Below are 22,327 nucleotides of genomic sequence, written 5' to 3'. Positions count from 1 at the left end.
GCCGGATCCTCGCGGATCCGGCCCTTCGCAGCAGTCGGGTGCGTCAGGCGCTGATGACGCCCGAATCCGCGCGCGGCGGCGACGGGAACGCGGCCAGCTCCTCGGCCACCAGGAACGACAGCTCGAGCGACTGCATGTGGTTCAGGCGCGGGTCGCACAGCGACTCGTAGCGGGTCGCCAGCGTCGCCTCGTCGATGTGCTCCGAGCCGCCCAGGCACTCCGTGACGTCGTCGCCGGTGAGCTCGACGTGGATGCCGCCCGGAACCGTCTCCGCGGCGCGGTGCGCCTCGAAGAAGCCGCGCACCTCGTCGACGATCTCCTCGAAGCGGCGCGTCTTGTAGCCGGTCGGGGTCGTGATGCCGTTGCCGTGCATCGGGTCGGTGACCCACAGCGGCTGCAGGCCGAGCGACTTCGACGCCTCGAGCAGCGGGGGCAGCGCATCCCGGATCTTGCCCGCGCCCATGCGCGTGATGAAGGTCAGTCGACCCGGCTCGCGGTTCGGGTCGAGCTTGTCGACCAGCGCCTCCATCGTCTCGGGCGTCGTCGACGGCCCGAGCTTCACGCCGATGGGGTTGCGGATGCGCGAGAAGTAGTCGACGTGCGCGCCGTCGAGCTCGCGCGTGCGCTCCCCGATCCAGAGGAAGTGCGCGCTCGTGTTGACGGGCGTGCCGTTGCGCGAGTCGATGCGGGTCATCGGGCGCTCGTAGTCCATGAGCAGACCCTCGTGGCCCGTGTAGAACTCCACGCGCTTGAGCTCGTCGAAGTCGGCGCCGGCGGCCTGCATGAAGCGGATCGCGCGGTCGATCTCCTTGGCGAGGCCCTCGTAGCGCTGGTTCGCGGGGTTCGAGGCGAAGCCCTTGTTCCACGAGTGCACCTCGCGCAGGTCGGCGAAGCCGCCCTGCGTGAAGGCGCGGATCAGATTCAGCGTCGAGGCGGCCGTGTGGTAGCCCTGCACGAGGCGGCGGGGGTCGGCCTGACGCGACTCGGCGTCGAAGGGGTAGCCGTTGACGATGTCGCCGCGGTAGGCCGGCAGCGTCAGGTCGCCGCGGGTCTCGTCGTCGCTCGAACGCGGCTTCGCGAACTGACCCGCCATGCGGCCCATCTTCACGACCGGCACGCTCGCGCCGTAGGTCAGCACGACGGCCATCTGCAGCAGCGTCTTGACGCGGTTGCGGATCTGCTCGGCCGTGGCGCCCGCGAAGGTCTCGGCGCAGTCGCCGCCCTGCAGCAGGAAGGCCTCGCCGCGCGCGGCCCGCGCGAGACGGTCGCGCAGCTGATCGATCTCGCCGGCGAAGACCAGCGGAGGCAGCGACGCGATCTCGGCCGACGCGGCGGCCGCGGCCTGCGCGTCCGGCCAGGCCGGCTGCTGCTTGATCGGCAGCTCGCGCCAATAGTCCAGACCCTCGATCACCTGCGGATCAGCGAGCACGACGGGTTCGGACGTTTCGACCAAGGGGGTTTCCTTGCAGAGCGGGTGGATTCGGTGCGGTCGCACCGGCATCCGAGCCTATCCGAGCGGCCCGTGCGCCGCCGACCGCGCGGCGGTCAGGAAGCCGCTGCCGCCTTCTTCGCGGCGGCCCGCTGCTCGGCCGCCTTGCGCGCGGCGGAGACCGCGGGGGCCTTGCCCGCCTTGGCCTTCTTCGCCGTCTTCTCCTCCTTGACCGAGGAGGCGTAGACATCCACGTACTCCTGGCCGCTGATGCGCGACAGCTCGTACATGATCTCGTCGGTGATCGAGCGCAGCACGAAGCGGTCGCCCTCGAGGCCCTCGAAGCGCGAGAAGTCGAGCGGCTCGCCGAACACGACGCCGATGCGCCGCACCTTCGGGATGATGCGCCCGGTCGGCATCGCCTTCTCGGTGTCGATCATGGCCACCGGGATGACCGGCACCTGGCCCTCGAGGATCATGCGGGCCACGCCCGTGCGACCGCGGTAGAGCTTGCCGTCGGGGCTGCGGGTGCCCTCGGGGTAGATGCCGAGCTGCCCGCCGTCGGCGAGCACGCTGAGGCCGGTGTTGAGCGAGGCCTCGGAGGCCTTGCCGCCCGAGCGGTCGATCGGCAGCTGGCCGATGCCGAGGAAGAACTGCTTCGTCAGCCAGCCCTTGATCCCGCGCCCGGTGAAGTACTCGCTCTTGGCGAGGAAGCGGATGGGCCGGTCGACCACGATCGGCAGGAACACCGAGTCGGCGAAGGAGAGGTGGTTGCTGGCGAAGATCACGGCGCCCGACTTGGGCACGTTGTCGAGGCCGCGAGTCCAGGGACGGAAGACCGTGAACATGAAGGGGCCGACGATGAGGTTCTTCAGAAGCCAGTAGAACAACGGCGTCCTCCCGGGTCGATGAGCCGCGAGCGAGTCTAGGGCATGCCTAGCGGGCGTCGGCGTGCAGGCGCGCGAGGTCGGCCGCGCCGACGACGCCCGCGTCGTTGACGAGCTCGGCCACCAGGAACTCGGGCTCCGGGTGATAGCCGCGGGCCGGCAGGTGCGCCAGGTAGGCCTCGCGCACGGGATCGAGCAGCAGGTCGCCGGCGACCGCGACTCCCCCGCCGAAGACGAAGATCTGCGGGTCGAGCACGGCGCCGATGGAGGCGCAGGCCTGGCCCAGCCAGCCGCCCAGCTCCCGCAGGGCGGCGACCGCACCCGGGTCGCCCTCGGCGATGAGGCCGCCGACGATTCCGCCGTCGAGCTTGCCGGCCTTCTCGCGGGCCTCGGCGAGCGGGCGCCCGATGCCGCCGGCATCCGCGATCTCGCCCGCCATGCGCAGCAGCGCGCGACCCGAGCCGTACTGCTCGATGCAGCCGCGGGCGCCGCAGCCGCACGGCAGTCCGCCGGGCACGACGCGCAGGTGGCCGATCTCGCCGCCCGTGCCGAAGCCGCCGCGCAGCAGGCGGTCGCCGACGACGACCGCGCCGCCGACGCCGGTGCCGATCGTCAGCATCGTCATGTCGCTGTAGATGCGGCCCGCCCCGAAGCGGAACTCCGCCCATCCGGCCGCGTTCGCGTCGTTGTCGACCGTGATGTCGAGCCCCGGCAGGCGCTCCTCGATGCGCGCGCGCAGCGGCTCGTTGCGCCAGGCGATGTTCGGCGCGTAGTAGACGGTCGACTGCGCGGCGTCGATGAAACCGGCCGCGGCGACGCCCGCCCCGGACACCTCGTGACGCGAGGCCAGGTCGGAGATCATCTCGACGACCGTGTCGACCATGGCATCCGGGTCGTCGGCGGGACTCGGGCGGCGGGCCTCCTCGACGATCTCGCCGAGCTCGGTCACCACCGCTCCGGCGATCTTGGTTCCCCCGATGTCGATCCCGATGGCGTGCACGAGCACCGAGTCTAGGACCGCGCCGACGCCCGCGCGGGCCCGGCGCGTCGCCCGCGCGGCCCCAGGATGCTCCCGGCGGCGCCCGATAGCATGTGCGCACCTTTCCCAACGGTGTCGAAGGAGATGTCGTGAACGAGACGATCGTGCCGCCCCTGGTCGAAGCCGACCCCGAGCTGAACACCACCGATCTGCTTCTGCACCGTGTTCGGGAGACCCCCGACAGCGTGCTCTTCGCCGTGCCGACCGCCGACGGCGGCTGGAGCGACATCACGACCGCCGAGTTCCACCGTCAGGTCGTCGAGCTGGCCAAGGGCCTCATCGCGGCCGGGGTGCAGCCGGGCGAGAAGATCGGCTTCATCTGCACGACCCGCTACGAGTGGACGCTGATCGACTTCGCGACCTGGTTCGCCGGCGCCGTGCTCGTGCCGATCTACGAGACCAGCTCGCCGTCGCAGATCCGCTTCGCGCTGGCCGACTCGGGCGCGACCGCGATCATCGTCGAGACCGCCGAGCACTTCACCCGCTTCGACGAGGTGCAGTCGGAGCTGCCGCAGATCACCCGCGTCTGGCAACTCGGGTTGAGCGCGCTCGACAAGCTGCGCGCCGGCGCCGGCGAGATCACCGATGAGCAGCTCGAGCAGCGTCGCTCGGCCGCGCGCGGCGACGACCTCGCCACTCTCATCTACACCTCCGGCTCGACCGGCACCCCGAAGGGGTGCGTGCTCACCCACGCGAACTTCGTCGAGCTGAGCCGCAACGCGGCGCTGGGTCTCTCGGACGTGGCGAAGGTCGGCACCTCGACCCTGCTGTTCATCACGACGGCGCATGTCTTCGCGCGCTTCATCTCGGTGCTCAGCGTCTACGCCGGCGTCAAGGTCGGCCACCAGGCCGACACCAAGCAGCTGCTCCCCTCGCTCGGCAGTTTCAAGCCGACCTTCCTGCTGGCCGTGCCGCGCGTGTTCGAGAAGGTCTACAACTCGGCCGAGCAGAAGGCCGAGACCGGCGGCAAGGGCAAGATCTTCCGCCGCGCAGCCGACGTGGCCGTGCAGCACTCGCAGGCCCTCGACGCCGGCCACGTGCCGCTCGGGCTGCGGCTGAAGTTCGCCCTCTTCGACAAGCTCGTCTACAGCAAGCTCAAGGAGGCCATGGGCGGCAACGTCCGCTACGCCATCTCGGGCTCCGCGCCCCTGGGCACGCGACTCGGGCACTTCTTCCGCAGCCTGGATGTGCGCATCCTCGAGGGCTACGGCCTCACCGAGACGACGGCGCCGGCGAGCGTGAACCTGCCCGACAAGTTCAAGATCGGCACGGTCGGACCGGCGCTGCCCGGCGTGAGCATCCGCATCGCCGCCGACGGCGAGATCCAGGTCAAGGGCGTCGACGTCTTCAAGGAGTACTGGAACAACCCCGAGGCGACGGCGGCCGCGTTCGACGACGGCTGGTTCAAGACCGGCGACATCGGCACCCTCGACGACGACGGCTACCTCACGATCACCGGCCGCACCAAGGAGATCATCGTCACGGCCGGCGGCAAGAACGTCGCCCCCGCCGCACTCGAGGACCCGATCCGCGCGAATCCGCTCGTCGGGCAGGTCGTGGTCGTCGGCGACCAGCGTCCGTTCATCTCGGCGCTGGTCACGCTCGACTCGGAGATGCTGCCGGTCTGGCTCAACAACGCCGGCGAGGCCGCCGACATGTCGCTCGCCGACGCCGCGAAGAATCCGAAGGTGCTCGCCGAGGTGCAGAAGGCGGTGGATGCGGCGAACACGCGCGTCTCGCGCGCCGAGTCGATCCGCAAGTTCGTGATCCTGCCGCTCGAGTTCACCGAGGCGAGCGGCCACCTCACGCCGAAGCTCAGCATCAAGCGCCAGGTGATCCTCAAGGACTTCCAGAAGGAGATCGCGGAGCTGTACTCCACGACGACCGAGACGCGCGGGGTGTCGCTGGCGCACTGATCGCGCATCCGGCGCACGGAGCGCCGCGCGGGGGCGTCAGGCGGCGCGGAACCAGTCCGCCTGGCGCACCTCGCGCATGGCCTCGCGCTTGATCTCGGGGTCGAGACCCTCGATGTAGAGCTTGCCGTCGAGGTGGTCGGTCTCGTGCTGCAGCGCCTGGGCCATCAGCCCCTCGCCCTCGATCACGATCTCGTCGCCGGCCAGGTCGATGCCGCGCACGCGCGCGTTCGGGTATCGACGGCGCGGGAAGTAGAAGCCGGGCACCGAGAGGCAGCCCTCGTCGACGATCTCGGGCTCGCCCCACACCTCGAGCACGGGGTTCAGTACGTAGCCGACCTCGCCGTCGACGTTCCAGCTGAAGGCGCGCAGGCCGACGCCGATCTGCGGGGCCGCGAGCCCGGCACGCCCCGGGATCTGCACCGTCTCGACCAGGTCGTCGACGAGCTGCTCGTTGCCGGGGGCGCCGAGGCGCACCGGGTCGGAGACGGAGCGGAGCACGGGGTCGCCGAAGAGGCGGATCTGTCGTTCGGTCATCTCTCTCGCTGGGTCGGCAGCCCGTCGACCACGAGCGCGGCCAGGTGTCGGGCGGATTCGCGGGTGAAGGGCTTGAGGTCGCGGAAGCGCACGACCGAGCCGGCCGCGAGCTCGGGGTCGTAGGGGATGCGCACGATCTCGCGCACCCGCGAGCGGAAGTGGGCCTCGATCTCGTCGAGCTTCACGAGGTTGGTGGCGTGGGTGGCCGTGTTGAGCGCGACGACGGCGTTGCGCACGAGCGCCCCGTAGCCGTTCGCCTCGAGCCAGGTCAGGGTCTCGGAGGCGAGACGCGCCTCGTCGACGCTGCCGCCCGACACGATGACCAGCGAATCGGCGCGCTGCAGCGTCGCCCGCATGACGGAGTGCACGATCCCGGTGCCGCAGTCGGTCAGCGCAATCGAGTAGTAGCGCGCCACGAGATCGGCGACCACGTTGTAATCGTCTTCGTCGAAGGCCTCGGAGAGCATCGGATCGGTGTCGGAGGCGAGCACGTCGAGGCGGGTCTCATCTCGGGAGACGTGGCTCGACAGCTCGCCGTAGTCGGTGATCGACGGCGCGTGGTTGACGAGGTCGCGCACGGTCGACCGGGTGCGCTTGGGCACGCGCTCGGAGAGGGTGCCGCGGTCGGGGTTCGCGTCGATCGCGATGACGCGGTCGTCGCGCACATCGGCCAGCGCCATGCCGAGCAGCGTCGTGACGGTGGTCTTGCCGACGCCGCCCTTGCGCGTGAGCACGGGCACGAAGCGGGTGCCGCCGTCGAGGCGACGGGTGATGCGCGCCTCGAGCGCCTTGCGCTCGCGCGCCTTCGCCGAATCGCCGACGTTGACCAGGTGGAAGGTGGTCTCGAACAGCAGACGCTGCCAGAAGCCCTCGGGCGGGATGCGACGCGAGCCCTTCGGGTCGAGTAGACGCTCGGCGGTCAGCATCGACGAGGGCTCGGGCGAGTGCGCCGGCTCGCCGCGCAGGCGCTCGCGGCGGGTGCCGGAGTAGGGCGCCTCGGGCAGCGGCACGACCTCGGGCGACTCCTCGGTCGGGTCGTGCACGACGCGCGGGGTGACGACCTCGATCGACGTCGTGCCGACGGTCGCCGGCACGGGCGCGGGTGCGGCCGAGACGACGCCGTCGTATTCCGTCACCGCCGATGCGGCGACGGCGTCGGATGCGAGAGCCGAGCGCGGCGCGGTCACGGCGGCCTGCTCGCCCGACGCGCCGGCGAGCGGCTCGGTCGGCAGGGCGATCGTCAGGCTCTCGGGCAGATGCAGCGTCAGATCGCGCTGCTCGAGGAGCTCGCCGACGTACTCGATCTCGTCGACATCGGCGGCAGGACCGGCCGCAGCATCCGTTGAATCGTCGCGGGAGCCCTCACCGGGGTTCCGCGGGGATCGGTCTGCGCTCATGGAACGCCTCCTTCCCTGCGCGGAACCCCAGTGTAGGGGTGCGGCTCAGCCCTCGACGACGACCAGCAGGTCGCCGGCATCCACCTGCTGCGTGGTGGGGATCGCCAGACGGCGCACGGTGCCGCCGACCGCGGTCGTGATCGCGGCCTCCATCTTCATGGCCTCGATCGTCGCCACGGCCTGACCGGGCTCGACCGTGTCGCCCTCGGCGACCTTGAGCGTGACGACGCCCGAGAACGGCGCGGCGATCTGCCCCGGCTTCGAGGCGTCGGCCTTCTCGGCGCTGACCGCCTCGACCTTGATGCCGCGATCGCGCACGTAGACGGGGCGCAGCTGGCCGTTGAGCGTGGTCATGACGGTGCGCATGCCCTTCTCGTCGGCCTCGCTGATGGCCTCGAGACCGATCAGCAGGCGCACGCCCGGGCCGATCTCGACGACGTGCTCGACGCCCGGCTTGAGGCCGTAGAGGTAGTCGAGCGTGTCGATGACCGAGAGGTCGTCGAAGAGCTCGCGCAGCTGCTCGAACTGGCGCGTCGGCGCCGGGAAGAGCAGGTGGTTGAGCCGGCCGCGGCGGGCGGCCGAGTCGCCGTCGAGCGCCGCCTGGTCGTCGTCGCTGATCGGCGTGACGCCGATCTTGACGTCGCGGCCCGCGAGCACCTTCGAGCGCAGCGGCTCGGGCCAGCCGCCCGGCAGGTCGCCGAGCTCGCCGGCCATGAAGCCGATCACCGAATCCGGGATGTCGTACTTCGACGGGTTCTCGGCGAAGTCCTTCGGGTCGGCGTCGGCCGCGACGAGCGCGAGCGCGAGGTCGCCGACGACCTTCGACGAGGGCGTGACCTTCGGCGGGCGCCCCAGCATCTCGCTGGCGGCCGCGTAGTAGTCCTCGATCTTCTCGAAGTGCTCCGCCAGGCCGAGCGCGATCGCCTGCTGGCGCAGGTTCGACAGCTGACCGCCCGGGATCTCGTGCTTGTAGACGCGTCCCGTGGGGCCGGGCAGGCCCGACTCGAAGGGCTTGTAGGCGCTGCGCACCGCCTCCCAGTAGGGCTCGAGGTCGCTCACCGCCTGCAGCGAGATGCCGGTGTCGCGGTCGGTGTGCGCGGTCGCGGCGACGAGCGCCGAGAGCGAGGGCTGGCTCGTCGTGCCGGCCATCGGCGCGCTCGCGGCGTCGACCGCGTCGGCGCCGGCGTTGCTCGCGGCGAGCAGCGTCGCGAGCTGGCCGCCCGCGGTGTCGTGCGTGTGCACGTGCACCGGCAGGTCGAACTCGCTGCGCAGGGCGCCGACGAGCTTCTCGGCGGCGCCGGCGCGCAGCAGGCCCGCCATGTCCTTGATCGCCAGCACGTGCGCGCCCGCATCCACGATCCGCTCGGCGAGCTTCAGGTAGTAGTCGAGCGTGTACAGCGACTCGTTCGGGTCGAGCAGGTCGCCCGTGTAGCAGAGCGCGACCTCGGCGACGGTCGTGCCGGTCTCGAGCACCGCGTCGATCGCCGGGCGCATCTGGTCGACGTCGTTGAGGGCGTCGAAGATGCGGAAGATGTCGATGCCGGATGCGGCGGCCTCGCGCACGAAGGCATCCGTCACCTCGGTCGGGTACGGCGTGTAGCCGACCGTGTTGCGGCCGCGCAGCAGCATCTGGATCGCCACGTTCGGCAGCGCCTGGCGCATGACGTCGAGACGCTCCCACGGGTCCTCGCCGAGGAAGCGGAGCGCGACGTCGTAGGTCGCGCCGCCCCACGCCTCGACCGAGAGCAGCTCGGGCGTCATGCGGGCGACGTAGGGCATGACCGCGGTCAGGTCCTGCGTGCGCACGCGCGTCGCGAGCAGCGACTGGTGCGCATCCCGGAACGTCGTGTCGGTCACGGCGAGGCTCTTCTGCTCGCGCAGCGCCTTGGCGAAGCCCTGCGGGCCCAGCTCGAGCAGACGCTGGCGCGACCCGGCCGCCGGCTCGGTCGACAGGTCGATGACCGGCAGCTTCTCGGCCGGCGCGACCAGGTGGTCGCCGTGGCCGTTCGGCTGGTTGACCGTGACGTCGGCGAGCCAGTTGAGCACCTTGGTGCCGCGGTCGCGCGAGGGGCGGCCGGCGAGCAGCTCGGGGCGCTCCTCGATGAACAGCGTGCTGAGGTCGCCCTTCGCGAACGCCGGGTCCTCGAGAACGCCCTGCACGAAGGGGATGTTCGTGGAGACGCCGCGGATGCGGAACTCCGCCAGTCCGCGCTTCGAGCGGGCGACGGCGGCGGAGAAGTCGCGGCCGCGGGCCGTCATCTTCGCGAGCATGGAGTCGAAGTGGGGGCTGATCTGCGCGCCCGTCTGCACCGTGCCGCCGTCGAGGCGGATGCCGGCGCCGCCGGGCGAGCGGTAGTTCGTGATCTTGCCGGTGTCGGGGCGGAAGCCCGCCGCCGGGTCCTCGGTGGTGATGCGGGTCTGGATCGCGGCGCCGTGCAGCTGCACGGTCTCCTGCGACAGGCCCAGGTCGGCGAGCGACTCCCCCGCCGCGATGCGCATCTGCGACTGCACGAGGTCGACGTCGGTGACCTCCTCGGTCACGGTGTGCTCGACCTGGATGCGCGGGTTCATCTCGATGAACACGTGCTGGCCGGCGCGCTCGCCCACGGTGTCGAGCAGGAACTCGACGGTTCCGGCGTTGACGTAGCCGATCGACTCGGCGAAGGCGATCGCGTCGCGGTAGAGCGCATCCCGGATCGACTGGTCGAGGTTCGGCGCGGGCGCGATCTCGACGACCTTCTGGTTGCGCCGCTGGATCGAGCAGTCGCGCTCGAACAGGTGCATGGTGCCGCCGTGGCTGTCGGCGAGGATCTGCACCTCGATGTGGCGCGGGCGCAGCACGGCCTGCTCGAGGAACATGGTCGGGTCGCCGAAGGCGCTGTCGGCCTCGCGCATGGCGGCCTCGAGGGCCTCGCGCAGGTCCTCCCGGCGCTCGACGCGGCGCATGCCGCGCCCGCCGCCGCCGGCGACGGCCTTCGCGAAGACGGGGAAGCCGATGCGGTCGGCCTCGCTGAGCAGCAGCTCGATGTCGGTCGTGGCGGGGCTCGAGTCGAGCACCGGGACGCCGGCCTCGATCGCGTGCTCCTTCGCGGTCACCTTGTTGCCGGCCATCTCGAGCACGCGGCTCGGCGGTCCGATGAAGTTGATGCCCGCGTCCGCCGCCGCCTGAGCGAGGTCGGGGTTCTCGGAGAGGAAGCCGTAGCCGGGATAGATCGCGTCGGCGCCCGACAGCTTCGCGACGCGGATGATCTCGTCGACGTCGAGGTAGGCCCGGACCGGGTGACCCTTCTCGCCGATGAGGTACGACTCGTCGGCCTTCAGGCGGTGGGCGGAGTTGCGGTCCTCCCACGGGTACACGGCGACGGTCTTCGCACCGAGCTCGTAGGCCGCGCGGAATGCGCGGATCGCGATCTCACCGCGGTTGGCGACCAGGATTTTGTTGAACATTCGATCCTCTCCGATGCCTGGCTCCACCCTATTGAGTGCGCGGCCAGGTTCGAACCACGAGCGCCCGTTATGGTTTTGTGTTCTTTCAGCGAGGGAAGGATAGGTTTGTCGTCGTGCACGTACTCAGCGTCAGCTCCCTGAAGGGGGGCGTCGGCAAGACCACGGTCACCCTCGGACTCGCCTCGGCCGCCTTCGCGAAGGGCGTCTCGACGCTCGTGGTCGACCTCGATCCCCAGTCCGACGTGTCCACCGGCATGGATGTCGCCGTCGCCGGACACCTCAACGTCGCCGACGTGCTCGCCTCCCCCAAGGAGAAGATCGTGCGCTCCGCGATCTCGCCCTCCGGCTGGACGAGGGGGCGCAACGGCACGGTCGACGTGCTGATCGGCTCGCCCTCGGCGATCAACTTCGACGGGCCGCATCCGTCGATCCGCGACATCTGGAAGCTCGAGGAGGCGCTCGCGCACGTCGAGAGCGAGTACGAGCTCGTGCTCATCGACTGCGCTCCCTCGCTCAACGCGCTCACGCGCACGGCCTGGGCCGCCTCCGACCGCGTGGCCGTCGTGACCGAACCCGGGTTGTTCTCCGTCGCCGCCGCCGACCGCGCGCTGCGGGCGATCGAGGAGATCCGCCGCGGTCTCTCACCCCGGCTCCAGCCGCTGGGCATCGTCGTGAACCGCGCGCGCGTGCAGTCGCTCGAGCACCAGTTCCGCATCAAGGAGCTGCGCGACATGTTCGGCCCGCTCGTGCTGAACCCGCAGCTGCCCGAGCGCACCTCGCTGCAGCAGGCGCAGGGCGCGGCGAAGCCCCTGCACGTGTGGCCCGGCGAGAGCGCGCAGGAGATGGCGCACCACTTCGACGTGCTGCTCGACCGGGTGCTGCGCACGGCGCGACTCACCCAGCCCGCGGGCTGACGACGCTCCGGCGCGAGCCGGGGTCAGCGGCGCCGGATCGTCGGCGCCGCGAGGCTCAGGACGCCTGCGCCTTGCGACCGCGACGGGCCGCGAGCTCGTCCTCGGGGTCCTCGGTGGCGGCGGAGTCGAGCTCGACCAGGCTGGTCTCGACCTCGCGGAGCACCTTGCCGACGGCGATGCCGAAGACGCCCTGGCCCTGGCTGACGAGGTCGATGACCTCGTCGTCGGAGGTGCACAGGTAGACGCTGGCGCCGTCGCTCATGAGCGTGGTCTGGGCGAGGTCGTTGACGCCCGCCTCGCGCAGCTGGTTGACCGCGACGCGGATCTGCTGCAGCGAGATGCCGGTGTCGAGAAGCCGCTTGACGAGCTTGAGCACGAGGATGTCGCGGAAGCCGTAGAGACGCTGCGAGCCGGATCCAGCCGCGCCACGCACGGTCGGCTCGACGAGCTGCGTGCGCGCCCAGTAGTCGAGCTGACGGTAGGAGATGCCGGCCGCGCGGGCGGCGACGGCGCCGCGATACCCGGCCGCGTCATCCAGCTCGGGAAGGCCGTCGGTGAAGAGGAGGCCGAGGTCGTAGCGCGGACCCTCGTTCCGACTGGCTTCGCTCATCGCCCGTCCCTAACTCTCAAGTTGAACCTGAACGTTCAGGTCCGTCGTGCTCTCACGGTACCCACCCAGGAAGGCTCGGGCAACGACATCCGCACGAGCGGTCGGCGTGTCGCGCGAATCCGTCGCGCACGCCCGCCGCGAGCTCACTGCATGCGCGACAGAGCGGATCGGATCAGGCTCGACCGCACGACCTCGAGCTGCCCCGCGATCTCGCGCGCCATCTCGTTCGCCTTCGCCCGGCTCGACGCGTCCTTGCGACGCGCGACCGGGATGAGCGCGCTCTCGATCAGACCCAGCTCGCGCTCCGCCGCGGCACGGAAGCCGCGCAGATGACGCGGCTCGATGCCCGAGCGCTGCAGTTCGACGAGCGACTTCAGCACCGTCAGCGCATCCTCGCCGTAGTGGTCGGCCGGCACGATCAGCGAGGCGCTCACCGCATCCTGCAGCAGCAGCGTCGTCGCGCCCGCCTCGCGCACGAGCTCCTCGCGGCTGAACCGGCGCTCGGTCTGCAGCATCGACGGCGACGAGACCGGCACGCCGCTCGGCAGCACGGGCTCGCGACCCGCATCCATCTCCTCCAAGTAGCCCCGGATGACCTTCAGCGGCAGGTAGTGGTCGCGCTGCATCGACAGCACGAAGCGCAGCCGATCGACGTCGGACTGCGAGAACTTGCGGTAGCCCGATGCCGTGCGCGCCGGCGAGACCAGCTGACGCTCCTCGAGGAAGCGCAGCTTCGACGGGCTGAGATCGGGGAACTCGGGGCTGAGCCGCGCGAGCACCTGGCCGATGCTGAGTTGGGGCGGGCTCCCCGGCTGACGAGCCGGGGATGCGGATGCCGCGGGCACTAGTGCGTCGCCGCCGCGAGGTCGGCGCGCGAGGCGTAGAAGGTGAGGCGGAACTTGCCGACCTGCACCTCGGCGCCGTCGGTCAGCAGAGCCTGCTCGATGCGCACGCCGTCGAAGTAGGTGCCGTTCATCGACCCGAGGTCGCGCACCTGGAACGAGGTGCCGACGCGCAGGAACTCGGCGTGACGCCGCGACACCGTCACGTCGTCGAGGAAGATGTCGGACTCCGGGTGCCGACCGACCGTCGTGACGTCGGCATCCAGGAGGAAGCGGGCGCCCACGTTCGGGCCGCGGCGCACGATCAGCAGCGCGGACCCCGACGGCAGCGCCTGGATCGCCTCCTGCTCATCGAGCGAGATGCCCTTCTCGAGGGCGGCGAGCTGCGCCTTGAAATCCTCGGCGAAGTGGGCCGTCGTGTCGGCGCGAGCGCTCGCGGAACCGTCTCCCGAACCTTCCTGGGGCTGGGCTCCGGGCTGTGCGTCGACCATCGCGACCTCCTTCTAGCGATCCAGCGTATCCGACATCGACCCCGGCGCCACCCGGGATGCCCGCACCAGTCCGAGGGCCTGACGGAGGTACAGCATCCCCGACCACCAGTACAGGAACGCGCCCCAGATCGCGGCCGCCCAGCCCACCGCCGAGGTCACGCCGGAGGCCTCGGGGAAGGCGGCGCCAAGCATCAGCACGGGGAACGCGAACAGCAGGCAGAAGGTGCCGAGCTTGCCCAGATGGTGCACCGGCAGAGGCCCGTGGCCGACGTTCGCGAGCAGGATGCCGATGCCGATCAGCAGCACGTCGCGCGCGACCACTACGCCGAGGAACCAGAGCGGAACGATGCCCGCGATGGCGATGCCCACCAGCGTCGACAGGATGAACAGGCGGTCGGCGGCGGGATCGAGCAGCTGGCCGAGACGCGTGATCTGGCCGAAGCGCCGCGCGATGTAGCCGTCCGCGAAATCGGTCAGGCTCGAGACCGCGATCGTCAGCACGGCCCAGGCGTACTCCCCCGCGATCACGAGGACCAGGAAGACGGGGATGAGGAGCAGACGGAGGAAGCTGAGGATGTTCGGGATCGTCACGATCCGCGTGCTCACGCTCGTCACAGTTCCCCTCCATCTCCGATCCTAGTCGGGGTTCGGAGCCGCCTCGGCGTCGGATGCGCGGGGCTTCGGCGGGCGCACCTCGGTGCCGCCGAGGAAGACGGTCGCGCCGGCCGGGACGTCGACGATGACGACAGCGCCCGGGCCGATCCTCGCCCCCGAGCCGATCTCGATGTCGCCGACGATGACCGCACCGGCGCCGATCTCCACTCGGTCTCCGATCCGCGGGCAGTCGTCGTCGCGGCGACGGTTCCCGATCGTGACGTTCTGCCGGATCATGACACCCGCGCCGATCACCGACGCGGGATTGACGACGACGCCGATGCCGTGCCGCAGCCGCAGCCCCGGACCGACCGGGGTGCTCGGCGGGATCTCCACGCCGAGCAGCCACTCGGCGACGAGCTTGTAGTGCGTCGCGGCGAGCAGGTAGCCGACGCGGCCGAGCGGACCCCGGCGACCGCGCCAGAGCTGCGCCCGTCGCAGCCCGCGCAGCACCACCCGACTCTTGAGATAGCCGCGGTTGGCGGCATCGTCGGCGCGACGCACGGCGCGGTACTGGGCACGATCCATCAGGTCGCGGCTCCTGCGCCGATAGCCGACGATGCGCGCAGCTCGCGCACCGCGCGCAGGCGCCGCTCCAGCAGAGCGAGAACCCGACGACGCGCCGACCCCGGAAGCCGACCGGCGGCGACACGCACCGCTCCGGCGAATGCCGCGAGCTCGGCATCCAGCTCGACCGAGTCTGCCGCGGTGTCGATCGCGAGCGCGTTCAGTCGCCGCGCCGGACGGCCGAGCTCGACCTCGGCCAGGGCCGAGAACGAGGAGGCCGTGACGGGATCGGTCCACGACGAGCGGCGCCACGAGGTCGATGCGGTGACCTGCGCCGGGTGCACCCGGTAGGCGATGGCCGGGCGAGCCGACCGGGCGAGCCGGCGCCCCTCGACGGCCGCGCGCAGCCAGAGCTCGTAGTCCTCGCTCGGCACGGCGCGGTAGCCGCCGAGCTCGACGAGCGCGCGCCGGGTGGCGAAGAGGGTCGGATGCGCCACAGGATTGGTCAGCAGCAGGTGGAGTCGGAGTGCCTGGGGGTCGAGGCCCAGAGGTGGGGTCGGACGGATACGGCGGCCTCCGTCGGAGAACTCGATCACGGTGCCGAACAGGATCTCGGCGCGCATCCGCTGCAGAGCATGCCTCTGACGCGCGAAGCGGCCGGGCAGGGTCACGTCGTCCGCGTCCATCCGCGCGACCAGCGCGCTGTCCGACAGCTCGAGCAGCCGGTTGAGGCCTCCGGCGACGCCGAGCGGCGAGGTCGACTGCACCAGTCGCAGCCGAGAATCGTCGATCGCGTCGACGACCGCCGCCGTGCGGTCGACGCTCGCGTCGTCGAGCACGAGCAGCTCGCTGTCGGCGGGCATCGCCCGCAGCGTGGACCGCACGGCGCGGGCGACCGTCCGCGCGCCGTCGCGGACCGGAAGCAGCACGCTCAGCCGGGGCATGGCATCCGCCTTGTCGACCGCGGGGCGCCCATCAGAGTCCCTTGCCGCGGCGGTTGACCGCGCGCACGAGCGTCGCCGCCGGCACGAGCCGCACGGCGATGAGCAGCGCCGCCCACGCCCGGAGCTGACGCGGGTCGTGGCGGATCGTGCGCCACGACCACGCTCGCGCCGCCGCCCGCTCTCCCAGTGCCGCGTGCGCGAAGGCGATCTGCCCCTCGATGCGGGCGGAGCCGCGACGGTCGCGCGCGAACTCCGGATGCTTGCTCAGCAGATAACTGAGTCCCGCCGCGATGCCCTCCCATTTCTCCGAGAAGAAGGAGGCGCGATTCCAGCGCACCAGCACGAGCGGCTCGACGACGCTGCGGATGTGCCCGGCACGCGCCGCGCGAAGCAGCAAGTCGTAGTCCTCGCCATAGGAGGCCGGCAGCTCCTCGTCGACCGGGCCGATGCGCCCGAGCAGATCGGCTCGTCGCAGCAGAAGACTCGAGGGATGGATCTCGGTGATGCGCGAGCGCAGGAAGTCGTCGAACTCGACCCGCTCCGGCGGCATCCGGTCGATCTCGCTCTGCTCGGTGCGGATGCGCATCCCGGTCGCGAGCACGACCGCCTCCGGGTCGGCGGCCCACGCGCTGACCTGCGCGCTGAGACGCGTCGGCATCCACTCGTCGTCGTCGTCGCAGAACGCGATCAGCTCGTGCGACGCGGAGTCGACGCCGCTGTTGCGTCCGCCCGCGAGACCCGGGGTGCGGGAGTTCACGATGGTGCGCAGCGTGCGTCCGGCCGGGATCTCGACGTCGTCGAGGGGGTCGATGTCGATGCGGTCGTACACGACCACGACCTCGACGGGACCGGCGTGGTCCTGGGCGAACGCCGCGCGGACCGCGGACCGCAGCAGCTCGGGCCGACCTCGTGTCGCGATCACGACGCTGACGCCGGACCCGGCCGAGACGGGGGCCGCCGTCACGAGAGCACCACCCTCGGGCGTCGTCGGGGCCGCGCTCCGGATCCCGGAACAGCCGCGGTCGCCGGCTCCGCCTCGGAACCCGGGCGCAGCAGCAGAGCGGCGGCGATGAAGCCGAGCGCCAGGCCGTTGACCACGACGCCGTAGTAGAACACCTCCACGACGAGCACGACGAGCATCGTGTGGCCCGCCACGCCGATCGCCCCGCGCGCGTGACGCGTCCGCCAGGCGAGCAGAACGAGCCACGCCATGAAGAGCAGGACGCCCGGGAAGCCGTGCGAGAACAGGAGCGTCCAGACCTGACCCTGTGTGCCGGCCGAGGGGGCGCCGTCCGTCTCCGACGGGCGCGGCGCGCCGTAGCCGAAGACCGGCGACTCGAGCGTGCGCTGCAGCGTCTCCTGGTAGAGGTTGGCGCGGTCCTCGGTCGTGCTGCTCGCATCCAGTCGCTCGGTCAGCCGCTCCTGCACCGGCAGCACGACCACGGCGAGTCCGACGACCAGGCCGAGCGCGGCGAGGCCCCCGATCACCTTCCACTCCCGCCTGACGAGGGCGCGCAGCCCGACGTACAGCGCGGCGACCCCGAGGCCGAGGAACATCCCGCGGTTGAGCGTCAGGAAAGCGGGGACGAACGACACGGGGATGAGGGCCAGCACGAGCCAGAACCGCCGGCTGCCGCGGACCGAGACCAGATACGCGATCACGATCGGAAGGAGCATCGAGTAGACGTTGCCCCAGCCGTTCGTATAGAGGAACGGCGCGCTGGGGCGCGGATCGAGCTGCAGATAGCTGGTCGGGTCGTACTGCGTCACGCGACGGAACACCATCTCGCCGACGACCTCGTTCGACGTCAGCGACTCGGGCAGGATCGCCGCGAGCGGCGTCGCGAACGACAGGAGCGGGAAGAGCACACCGAGCCACCCGCCGGCGACCACGACGCCCCAGAACACCGTCAGCACGCCGGCCACGTAGCGTCGGTCGAGGGTCGACCGCGCGTTGTAGACGTAGAGCAGCACGACCGTCGCCGCGAGGTACAGCACCGCGCGGTAGGCGAAGCCCACCAGTCGACCGCCGGTGTCGATGCCGATCACCGATGCGAGCATCCAGGCCAGGAAGAGCAGCCAGATGCCGAAGCTCCGCGGCACCTCCACTCGCCCGCGCCGCAGCAGGAGGACGGCCATCGCGGCGGCGGCGAGCGGGAAGATCAGGTCTCCGATCCCCAGAACCCACCACAGCGGGTAGGCGACGAAGATCGCCGCGAACGGCCAGCGCGGCAGATCGCCCCGGAAGCCGCGACGCACCGCACGCGAATATGCCGTGTCGGGCATGAGGGCGCGACGCAGGGGCTCCGAAGCCGTTCGGGCGACGGAGGCGCGGTCGGGGTACAGCGCTCGGGGGGACGCCATGCGCTAAGAATCCCTCGCTTCCGTTCGCCGCGCAACCGGGAGCGGGTCTATGCTGACGGCACCTCAGCCGCCCCGTCGCCCAGCGGGATGGCAGCCCGGCTCCACCCGATTCCCCCGTCGGCACCCGCCCCGGCCGTGATGGAGGACCTCCGTTGCCCGTCTCCCCCGCCTCGATTCCCGAACCCACCGCGCCCACCCTCGGCGACTATCTGCGCATCGTGCTGCGTCGATGGCGCATCGTCGCCGCGGCCGCCGTCGCGGGAGTGCTCGTCGCCGGCTTCGGTCTCCTCGTGCTCGGCACGCAGGAGACCGCGAGGACCGACCTCAACCTCAACGTCATCTCGACCGATCCCTTCAACGCGCAGCGCTCCGCGGCCGGCCTGCTCGACGGCCCGACCGAAGTGCAGATCGCGCGGTCCTTCGCGGTCGCTGAAGCCGCCGCCGACCGGCTCGGCGACGTCTCGCCTCAGGAGCTGCGCGACGGCCTCAGCGCCGAGCTCGTGACGCAGGCCACCGTCATCCGCATCAGCTACACCTCCAGCGATCCAGCGGTGTCGCGCGAACGGGCCGATGCGATCGCCGCCGCCTATCTCGACTACCGCAGCCAGCAGGCCGGCGAGCGACGCCAGGCGGTCGTCGACCAGGTGGATGCCCGACTCGACGAGCTGCGCGACTCACTCACCGACGTGGAGAGCCGCGCCGCGGCCGCGCCCGCCGGCAGCAGCGCCGCGAATCAGGCCGAGAGCGACCGTCAGCTGATCACGATCGAGGTCGACAGCCTCCTGAGTCAGCGCAACTCCCTGCAGCTCATCGACACCTCCGGCGGCTCGGTGCTCACGTCGGCGTCGAGCAACCCGATCGCGTCGTCGCCGAGCCGGCTGCTCGTGCTCGTCAGCGGTCTGCTCGCCGGGCTCGTGCTCGGACTCGCGGGCGCCGTCGCGGCCCATGTGCTCGATCGACGCGTGCGCAGCGCGGAGGACGCCGAGCGATTCGCCGGCGTGCCGGCTCTCGCTCAGCTGACCGGGCGGGTCGGCGCGATCCCGGCGGGCCCCGCCGACGCGGAGGCGTTCCGCACCGTGCGCGAGCGGCTGCTCGCTCGACTCGGCGGGACCACGGGGACGTTCAGCGTCATCGACGACACCGTCGCGGATCTGCCGACCGAGGTCTCGGTCGATCTCGCGGTCGCGCTGGCTCAGACCGGGGGCCCGGTGCGCCTCCTGCTGCCGGGAGTCACGCCCGACTTCCTCGAGCGGCTGCGCGCGGGCCTCGGCCTCCAGCTGCTCAGTCGCGGCAGCGAGCTCAGCGTGTGGACGCCGACCGGCCTGCCGGAGCTGCGCCTCGTGACCACCGAGCACTCCGGCGGAATCGCCGATCCCGACGCGGTGCTGACGCGCGACCTCCTGGCCGAGGTGGATCGCCACCGCGCGAGCGAGCTCGTCGTGCTGGCCCTTCCGCCCGAAGCGCCGCACGCCAGTCGTCTGGCGGCCGTGCGCGTCACGGGAGCGGTGCTCTGGGTTCTCGCTCTGGGAGGCACCCGTCGAGCGACCCTCGCCCGGGATGCCGAGGGCTTCGAGAGCTTCGGGACCTCGCTGCTGGGCACGGTGCTGGTCTCCGGTCGCCGGCGCCTCGGGGCTGTGGAGCCCGACTCCGCGCCGGCTCCCGCCGAGCCCGCGCGGCCACGCCGCACCGAGCCGCCGCGCGACGCGACCCCGGCGGCCGAGCGCACGTCGCGGCCGCGCCGTCGGCCCGCCGCCGCGCGCTCGGCGGCGCCGCCGCCGGCCGACGCGCTCGCGGCCGGCCCTCCGCTCGCCGAGGCGTGAGCGTGTCGACGCGTCCGACGCGCGCCCGCGTCGTCGGGGTGCCGGTCGATGCCGTCGACGAGGCCGGCGCACTCGGACTTATCGACGACTGGATGCGCGTCGGGGGCACCCACGTCGCCGTCGGAGTGAACGCGAACGTCTGCAATCTCGCCGCGCGCGACGCGCGTTTCCGGGCGCAGGTCTCCGCGGCCGAGCTCTGCTACGCCGACGGGCAGTCCATCGTGGGCGCCGCACGGCTGCTCGGCCATCCCGTTCCCGAACGGCTCGCCACGACGGATCTCGTGCATCCACTGGCCGCGCTCGCCGCCGCCCGCGGCGCCGGGATGTTCCTCTACGGCGGGCGTCCGGGCGTCGCCGAGCGCGCGGCCGACCGACTCCGCCGCGAGAATCCGGGATTGCAGGTCGACACGCAGGACGGATACCTGCCGCGCGAGAGGATGCCCGAGCTGCTCGAACGACTCGAGCGGCTCCGACCCGGGATCCTGCTCGTCGGACTCGGTGATCCGCTGCAGCAGGACTGGATCGCCCGCAACCGCGACCAGCTCGAGGTGCCGGCCGTGCTCAGCTGCGGAGGACTGTTCGACTGGCTCGCCGGCGAGAACCGCCGAGCGCCCGGCTGGATGATCCGCGCTGGCCTCGAATGGCTGTGGCGGCTCATCATCGAGCCGCGTCGGCTCGCGCGGCGATACCTCCTCGGCAACCCGGCGTTCCTGCTCCGGCTCGGCTGGCAGCTCGCGACTCGACGCCGCGCCGGCTCATGACCGCCGCCCACACGGCGACGGCAGACGACGGATCGGCGGATCGGCGCCGGCTCGCGCGAGGCGGCGGACTGAGCTTCGTCGGCTCGGCGGTCAGTGCGGCACTCGGGTTCGTCGCCACGGTGGTGGTCACCCGCGCGCTCGGCGACGCCGGCGCCGGTCAGGTGCTGCAGCTGATGGGCGTGCTGACGATCGCCATGAGCTTCGGCCGGCTCGGCATGGATTCGGTCGGCGTCTGGCTCATGCCCCGGCTTGTCGACGAACCGCAGCGCATCCGGGGCGCGCTCACCCTGCAGCTGGGCGTGGCCCTGCTCGGCGGCGCGATCGCCGCGCTGGCGATCGCCCTGGTGCTGCCCGGGCTGGGCATCGGCATCGACACCGAGCTGCTGCGAGCGACCGCCGCGTTCGTCCCGGCCGGCTGTCTGGCGCTGACCGCGCTCGCGGCGCTGCGCGGGCTCGGCGAGCTGAGGGGCTACGTGGTGCTCGGCAGCGTCGCGCTCCCGCTGGCCCGGGTGGCTCTGCTCGTCGTCGCGGCGCTGGCGCTCGCGACACCCCTCGCGCTCGGGCTGGCGTGGTCGGCCGCCCTCGCGCCGCTCGCGCTCGCCGCGGTGGCCGTGCTGATCGCGCGAGCGCGCCGCACCGGCGCGGCGGCCGGCGTGCGCGGGCCCTGGCTCGCCGACGGAGCGCTGGTGCGCCGCACACTCGGCTACGCGCTGCCGCGCACGCTCTCGGCCGTGCTCGAGCAGGGCCTGCTCTGGCTCAGCGTCATCCTGGTCGGCGCGCTGGCCGGTTCCGCCGCGGCCGGCGACTACGGGGCCGCCAGCCGGCTGATCGCCGCCGGGCTGATCATCGACACGGCGGTGCGCGTCGTGGTCTCACCGCGTTTCAGCGCGCTCCTGCACGCCGGCCGGCTCGCCGAGACAGAGGCCCTGTACCGCACGGCGGCATCGTGGCTGGTGCTCTTCAGCGCTCCGATCTACCTGCTGCTCGGCGTCTTCGCGCCGCTCGTGCTGGGCTGGTTCGGCGACAGCTTCCGCGACGGCGCCATCGCGCTCGCGATCCTGTGCGGCGGGGCGATCGTGACCTTCCTCGCCGGCAACGTGCACTCGCTCCTGCTCATGAGCGGTCGCAGCGGCTGGGCTGCGGGCAACAAGGCGGCGGTGCTGGCTCTCAACATCGTCGCGAATCTCATCCTGATCCCGCTGCTGGGCGTGACGGGCGCCGCGATCGCCTGGGCCGGGTCCATGCTCCTGGATGCTCTGCTCGCGACGGTGGAGGTGCGTCTGCTCCTCGGCATCCGGCCCGGGCTGGCTCACGTGCTCGGTGCGCTGCTGGTGCCGCTGGTGCTGGTCGGCATCCCGGCGGTGGCACTGCGCTGGCTGCTCGGTGCGACGCCCGGAGCACTCGCGGCCGCTGTCGCGATCAGCGCGATCGGGCTGCTCGTGTGGGCGAGGCTCGCGGGTCGGCGGCATCAGCTCGACGAGCTGGTCGCCGCCTTCCGCCGCCGCGGCTGACGTGTCCGGTTCGCCTCGACGAGGGGCGGCCGCGGGTCGTCCGCGACCTCGACGCGCCGAGTCTCAGGGAGGGCCCGGACTGCGGCGCCGAAGTCCTTTTCACGAGCAGATCTCGCGTGCTAGCATCCCCGCACCCCCACATCCCGGGTGCCGGAGAGGCTCCACTCCGCCCCGTCGCATACTGCATCGCCCCGAACCGCAGGAAGCCTCCCCCGACATCCCGCACCTCCGTCGCCCGCCCTGGCGACGGCGCCTGTCGG

At 71.7% G+C, this 22,327-nt stretch carries 19 protein-coding genes; 5 read left to right on the top strand and 14 right to left on the bottom strand.

The annotated features are described in order from the left end of the window. Window positions 1-43 precede the first annotated feature (43 nt). The 3 genes from FJ658_RS04030 to FJ658_RS04020 all read right to left on the bottom strand — a co-directional run bounded on the left by FJ658_RS04030 (window position 44) and on the right by FJ658_RS04020 (window position 3,316). Complete coding sequence (locus FJ658_RS04030; protein ID WP_370454756.1) at window positions 44-1,453, bottom strand: class II 3-deoxy-7-phosphoheptulonate synthase; 1,410 nt, start codon at window positions 1,451-1,453, stop codon at window positions 44-46. Between the two features lie 92 nt (window positions 1,454-1,545). Next, entirely contained in the window at window positions 1,546-2,319 is a 774-nt protein-coding gene (locus FJ658_RS04025; RefSeq protein WP_141144089.1) for a 1-acyl-sn-glycerol-3-phosphate acyltransferase, read from the bottom strand. A 46-nt stretch (window positions 2,320-2,365) separates the two neighbouring features. Next, entirely contained in the window at window positions 2,366-3,316 is a 951-nt protein-coding gene (locus tag FJ658_RS04020; protein WP_141144088.1) for an ROK family protein, read from the bottom strand. 128 nt (window positions 3,317-3,444) lie between these two features. On the opposite strand from FJ658_RS04020, the gene FJ658_RS04015 reads away from it, so the two are divergent. Beyond that, on the top strand, window positions 3,445-5,271 hold the full coding sequence (locus tag FJ658_RS04015) for a long-chain fatty acid--CoA ligase (RefSeq protein ID WP_141144087.1): 1,827 nt from the start codon (window positions 3,445-3,447) through the stop codon (window positions 5,269-5,271). A 36-nt stretch (window positions 5,272-5,307) separates the two neighbouring features. Here the strand turns inward: FJ658_RS04015 and FJ658_RS04010 are convergent, their stop codons facing one another. The 3 genes from FJ658_RS04010 to FJ658_RS04000 are packed head-to-tail and all read right to left on the bottom strand — an operon-like array spanning window position 5,308 to window position 10,649. After that, window positions 5,308-5,805 (bottom strand): peptide deformylase, encoded by a 498-nt coding sequence (locus FJ658_RS04010; protein WP_141144086.1) that lies wholly within the window; start codon window positions 5,803-5,805, stop codon window positions 5,308-5,310. Further along, window positions 5,802-7,202: a MinD/ParA family protein gene (locus FJ658_RS04005; protein WP_141144085.1), complete on the bottom strand. Its 1,401-nt coding sequence runs from the start codon at window positions 7,200-7,202 to the stop codon at window positions 5,802-5,804. Before FJ658_RS04005 ends, FJ658_RS04010 begins: the two co-directional genes overlap by 4 nt. A 45-nt stretch (window positions 7,203-7,247) precedes the next feature. After that, a complete protein-coding gene (locus tag FJ658_RS04000; RefSeq protein WP_141144084.1) occupies window positions 7,248-10,649 on the bottom strand; it encodes a pyruvate carboxylase in 3,402 nt (1,133 codons plus the stop codon). Window positions 10,650-10,762: 113 nt separating this feature from the next. On the opposite strand from FJ658_RS04000, the gene FJ658_RS03995 reads away from it, so the two are divergent. Then, window positions 10,763-11,563, top strand: a complete 801-nt coding sequence (locus FJ658_RS03995; protein ID WP_141144083.1) for a ParA family protein — start codon at window positions 10,763-10,765, stop codon at window positions 11,561-11,563. A gap of 55 nt (window positions 11,564-11,618) precedes the next feature. On the opposite strand, the gene FJ658_RS03990 is transcribed toward FJ658_RS03995, so the two are convergent. The 8 genes from FJ658_RS03990 to FJ658_RS03955 all read right to left on the bottom strand — a co-directional run bounded on the left by FJ658_RS03990 (window position 11,619) and on the right by FJ658_RS03955 (window position 17,975). Continuing rightward, window positions 11,619-12,173: a MerR family transcriptional regulator gene (locus tag FJ658_RS03990; protein WP_141144082.1), complete on the bottom strand. Its 555-nt coding sequence runs from the start codon at window positions 12,171-12,173 to the stop codon at window positions 11,619-11,621. A gap of 143 nt (window positions 12,174-12,316) precedes the next feature. After that, window positions 12,317-13,018, bottom strand: a complete 702-nt coding sequence (locus FJ658_RS03985; protein WP_141144081.1) for a MerR family transcriptional regulator — start codon at window positions 13,016-13,018, stop codon at window positions 12,317-12,319. Beyond that, the gene (locus FJ658_RS03980; protein WP_141144080.1) at window positions 13,018-13,506 is read right to left on the bottom strand and encodes an FHA domain-containing protein; all 489 of its coding nucleotides are present in this window, start codon (window positions 13,504-13,506) and stop codon (window positions 13,018-13,020) included. The genes FJ658_RS03985 and FJ658_RS03980 overlap by 1 nt, the downstream gene beginning before the upstream one ends. A gap of 12 nt (window positions 13,507-13,518) precedes the next feature. After that, complete coding sequence (locus FJ658_RS03975; RefSeq protein ID WP_370454755.1) at window positions 13,519-14,112, bottom strand: CDP-alcohol phosphatidyltransferase family protein; 594 nt, start codon at window positions 14,110-14,112, stop codon at window positions 13,519-13,521. A 30-nt stretch (window positions 14,113-14,142) separates the two neighbouring features. After that, window positions 14,143-14,688, bottom strand: a complete 546-nt coding sequence (locus FJ658_RS03970) for a serine acetyltransferase (RefSeq protein ID WP_141144078.1) — start codon at window positions 14,686-14,688, stop codon at window positions 14,143-14,145. Continuing rightward, complete coding sequence (locus FJ658_RS03965; RefSeq protein WP_141144077.1) at window positions 14,688-15,611, bottom strand: glycosyltransferase family 2 protein; 924 nt, start codon at window positions 15,609-15,611, stop codon at window positions 14,688-14,690. Before FJ658_RS03965 ends, FJ658_RS03970 begins: the two co-directional genes overlap by 1 nt. Before the next feature lie 31 nt (window positions 15,612-15,642). Next, window positions 15,643-16,575, bottom strand: coding sequence for a glycosyltransferase family 2 protein (locus FJ658_RS03960; RefSeq protein ID WP_141144076.1), 933 nt, complete (start codon window positions 16,573-16,575; stop codon window positions 15,643-15,645). After that, window positions 16,572-17,975, bottom strand: coding sequence for an O-antigen ligase (locus FJ658_RS03955; RefSeq protein WP_255447546.1), 1,404 nt, complete (start codon window positions 17,973-17,975; stop codon window positions 16,572-16,574). Before FJ658_RS03955 ends, FJ658_RS03960 begins: the two co-directional genes overlap by 4 nt. 152 nt (window positions 17,976-18,127) lie before the next feature. Between FJ658_RS03955 and FJ658_RS03950 the strand changes: the two genes are divergently transcribed. Genes FJ658_RS03950 through FJ658_RS03940 form a run of 3 tightly spaced genes read left to right on the top strand, consistent with a single transcriptional unit; the run spans window position 18,128 to window position 22,067 of the window. Then, the gene (locus FJ658_RS03950; RefSeq protein WP_141144075.1) at window positions 18,128-19,795 is read left to right on the top strand and encodes a hypothetical protein; all 1,668 of its coding nucleotides are present in this window, start codon (window positions 18,128-18,130) and stop codon (window positions 19,793-19,795) included. Between the two features lie 2 nt (window positions 19,796-19,797). After that, window positions 19,798-20,556 (top strand): WecB/TagA/CpsF family glycosyltransferase, encoded by a 759-nt coding sequence (locus tag FJ658_RS03945; RefSeq protein ID WP_141144074.1) that lies wholly within the window; start codon window positions 19,798-19,800, stop codon window positions 20,554-20,556. Further along, a complete protein-coding gene (locus tag FJ658_RS03940) occupies window positions 20,553-22,067 on the top strand; it encodes a lipopolysaccharide biosynthesis protein (protein WP_181408317.1) in 1,515 nt (504 codons plus the stop codon). The genes FJ658_RS03945 and FJ658_RS03940 overlap by 4 nt, the downstream gene beginning before the upstream one ends. Window positions 22,068-22,327 lie beyond the last annotated feature (260 nt).

The sequence above is a fragment of the Schumannella sp. 10F1B-5-1 genome, from assembly GCF_006517535.1.
Classification (GTDB): domain Bacteria; phylum Actinomycetota; class Actinomycetes; order Actinomycetales; family Microbacteriaceae; genus Schumannella.
This window is presented reverse-complemented; position numbering and strand designations above follow the sequence as displayed.

Excerpts from the sequence above, each read along its gene's own strand:
- FJ658_RS04010 (WP_141144086.1), bottom strand. The coding sequence starts at position 5,805 with ATGACCGAACGACAGATCCGCCTCTTCGGCGACCCCGTGCTCCGCTCC.
- FJ658_RS04005 (WP_141144085.1), bottom strand. The coding sequence starts at position 7,202 with ATGAGCGCAGACCGATCCCCGCGGAACCCCGGTGAGGGCTCCCGCGAC.
- FJ658_RS04000 (WP_141144084.1), bottom strand. The coding sequence starts at position 10,649 with ATGTTCAACAAAATCCTGGTCGCCAACCGCGGTGAGATCGCGATCCGC.
- FJ658_RS03990 (WP_141144082.1), bottom strand. The coding sequence starts at position 12,173 with ATGAGCGAAGCCAGTCGGAACGAGGGTCCGCGCTACGACCTCGGCCTC.
- FJ658_RS03980 (WP_141144080.1), bottom strand. The coding sequence starts at position 13,506 with ATGGTCGACGCACAGCCCGGAGCCCAGCCCCAGGAAGGTTCGGGAGAC.
- FJ658_RS03970 (WP_141144078.1), bottom strand. The coding sequence starts at position 14,688 with ATGGATCGTGCCCAGTACCGCGCCGTGCGTCGCGCCGACGATGCCGCC.
- FJ658_RS03965 (WP_141144077.1), bottom strand. The coding sequence starts at position 15,611 with ATGCCCCGGCTGAGCGTGCTGCTTCCGGTCCGCGACGGCGCGCGGACG.
- FJ658_RS03955 (WP_255447546.1), bottom strand. The coding sequence starts at position 17,975 with ATGGCGTCCCCCCGAGCGCTGTACCCCGACCGCGCCTCCGTCGCCCGA.
- FJ658_RS03940 (WP_181408317.1), top strand. The coding sequence starts at position 20,553 with ATGACCGCCGCCCACACGGCGACGGCAGACGACGGATCGGCGGATCGG.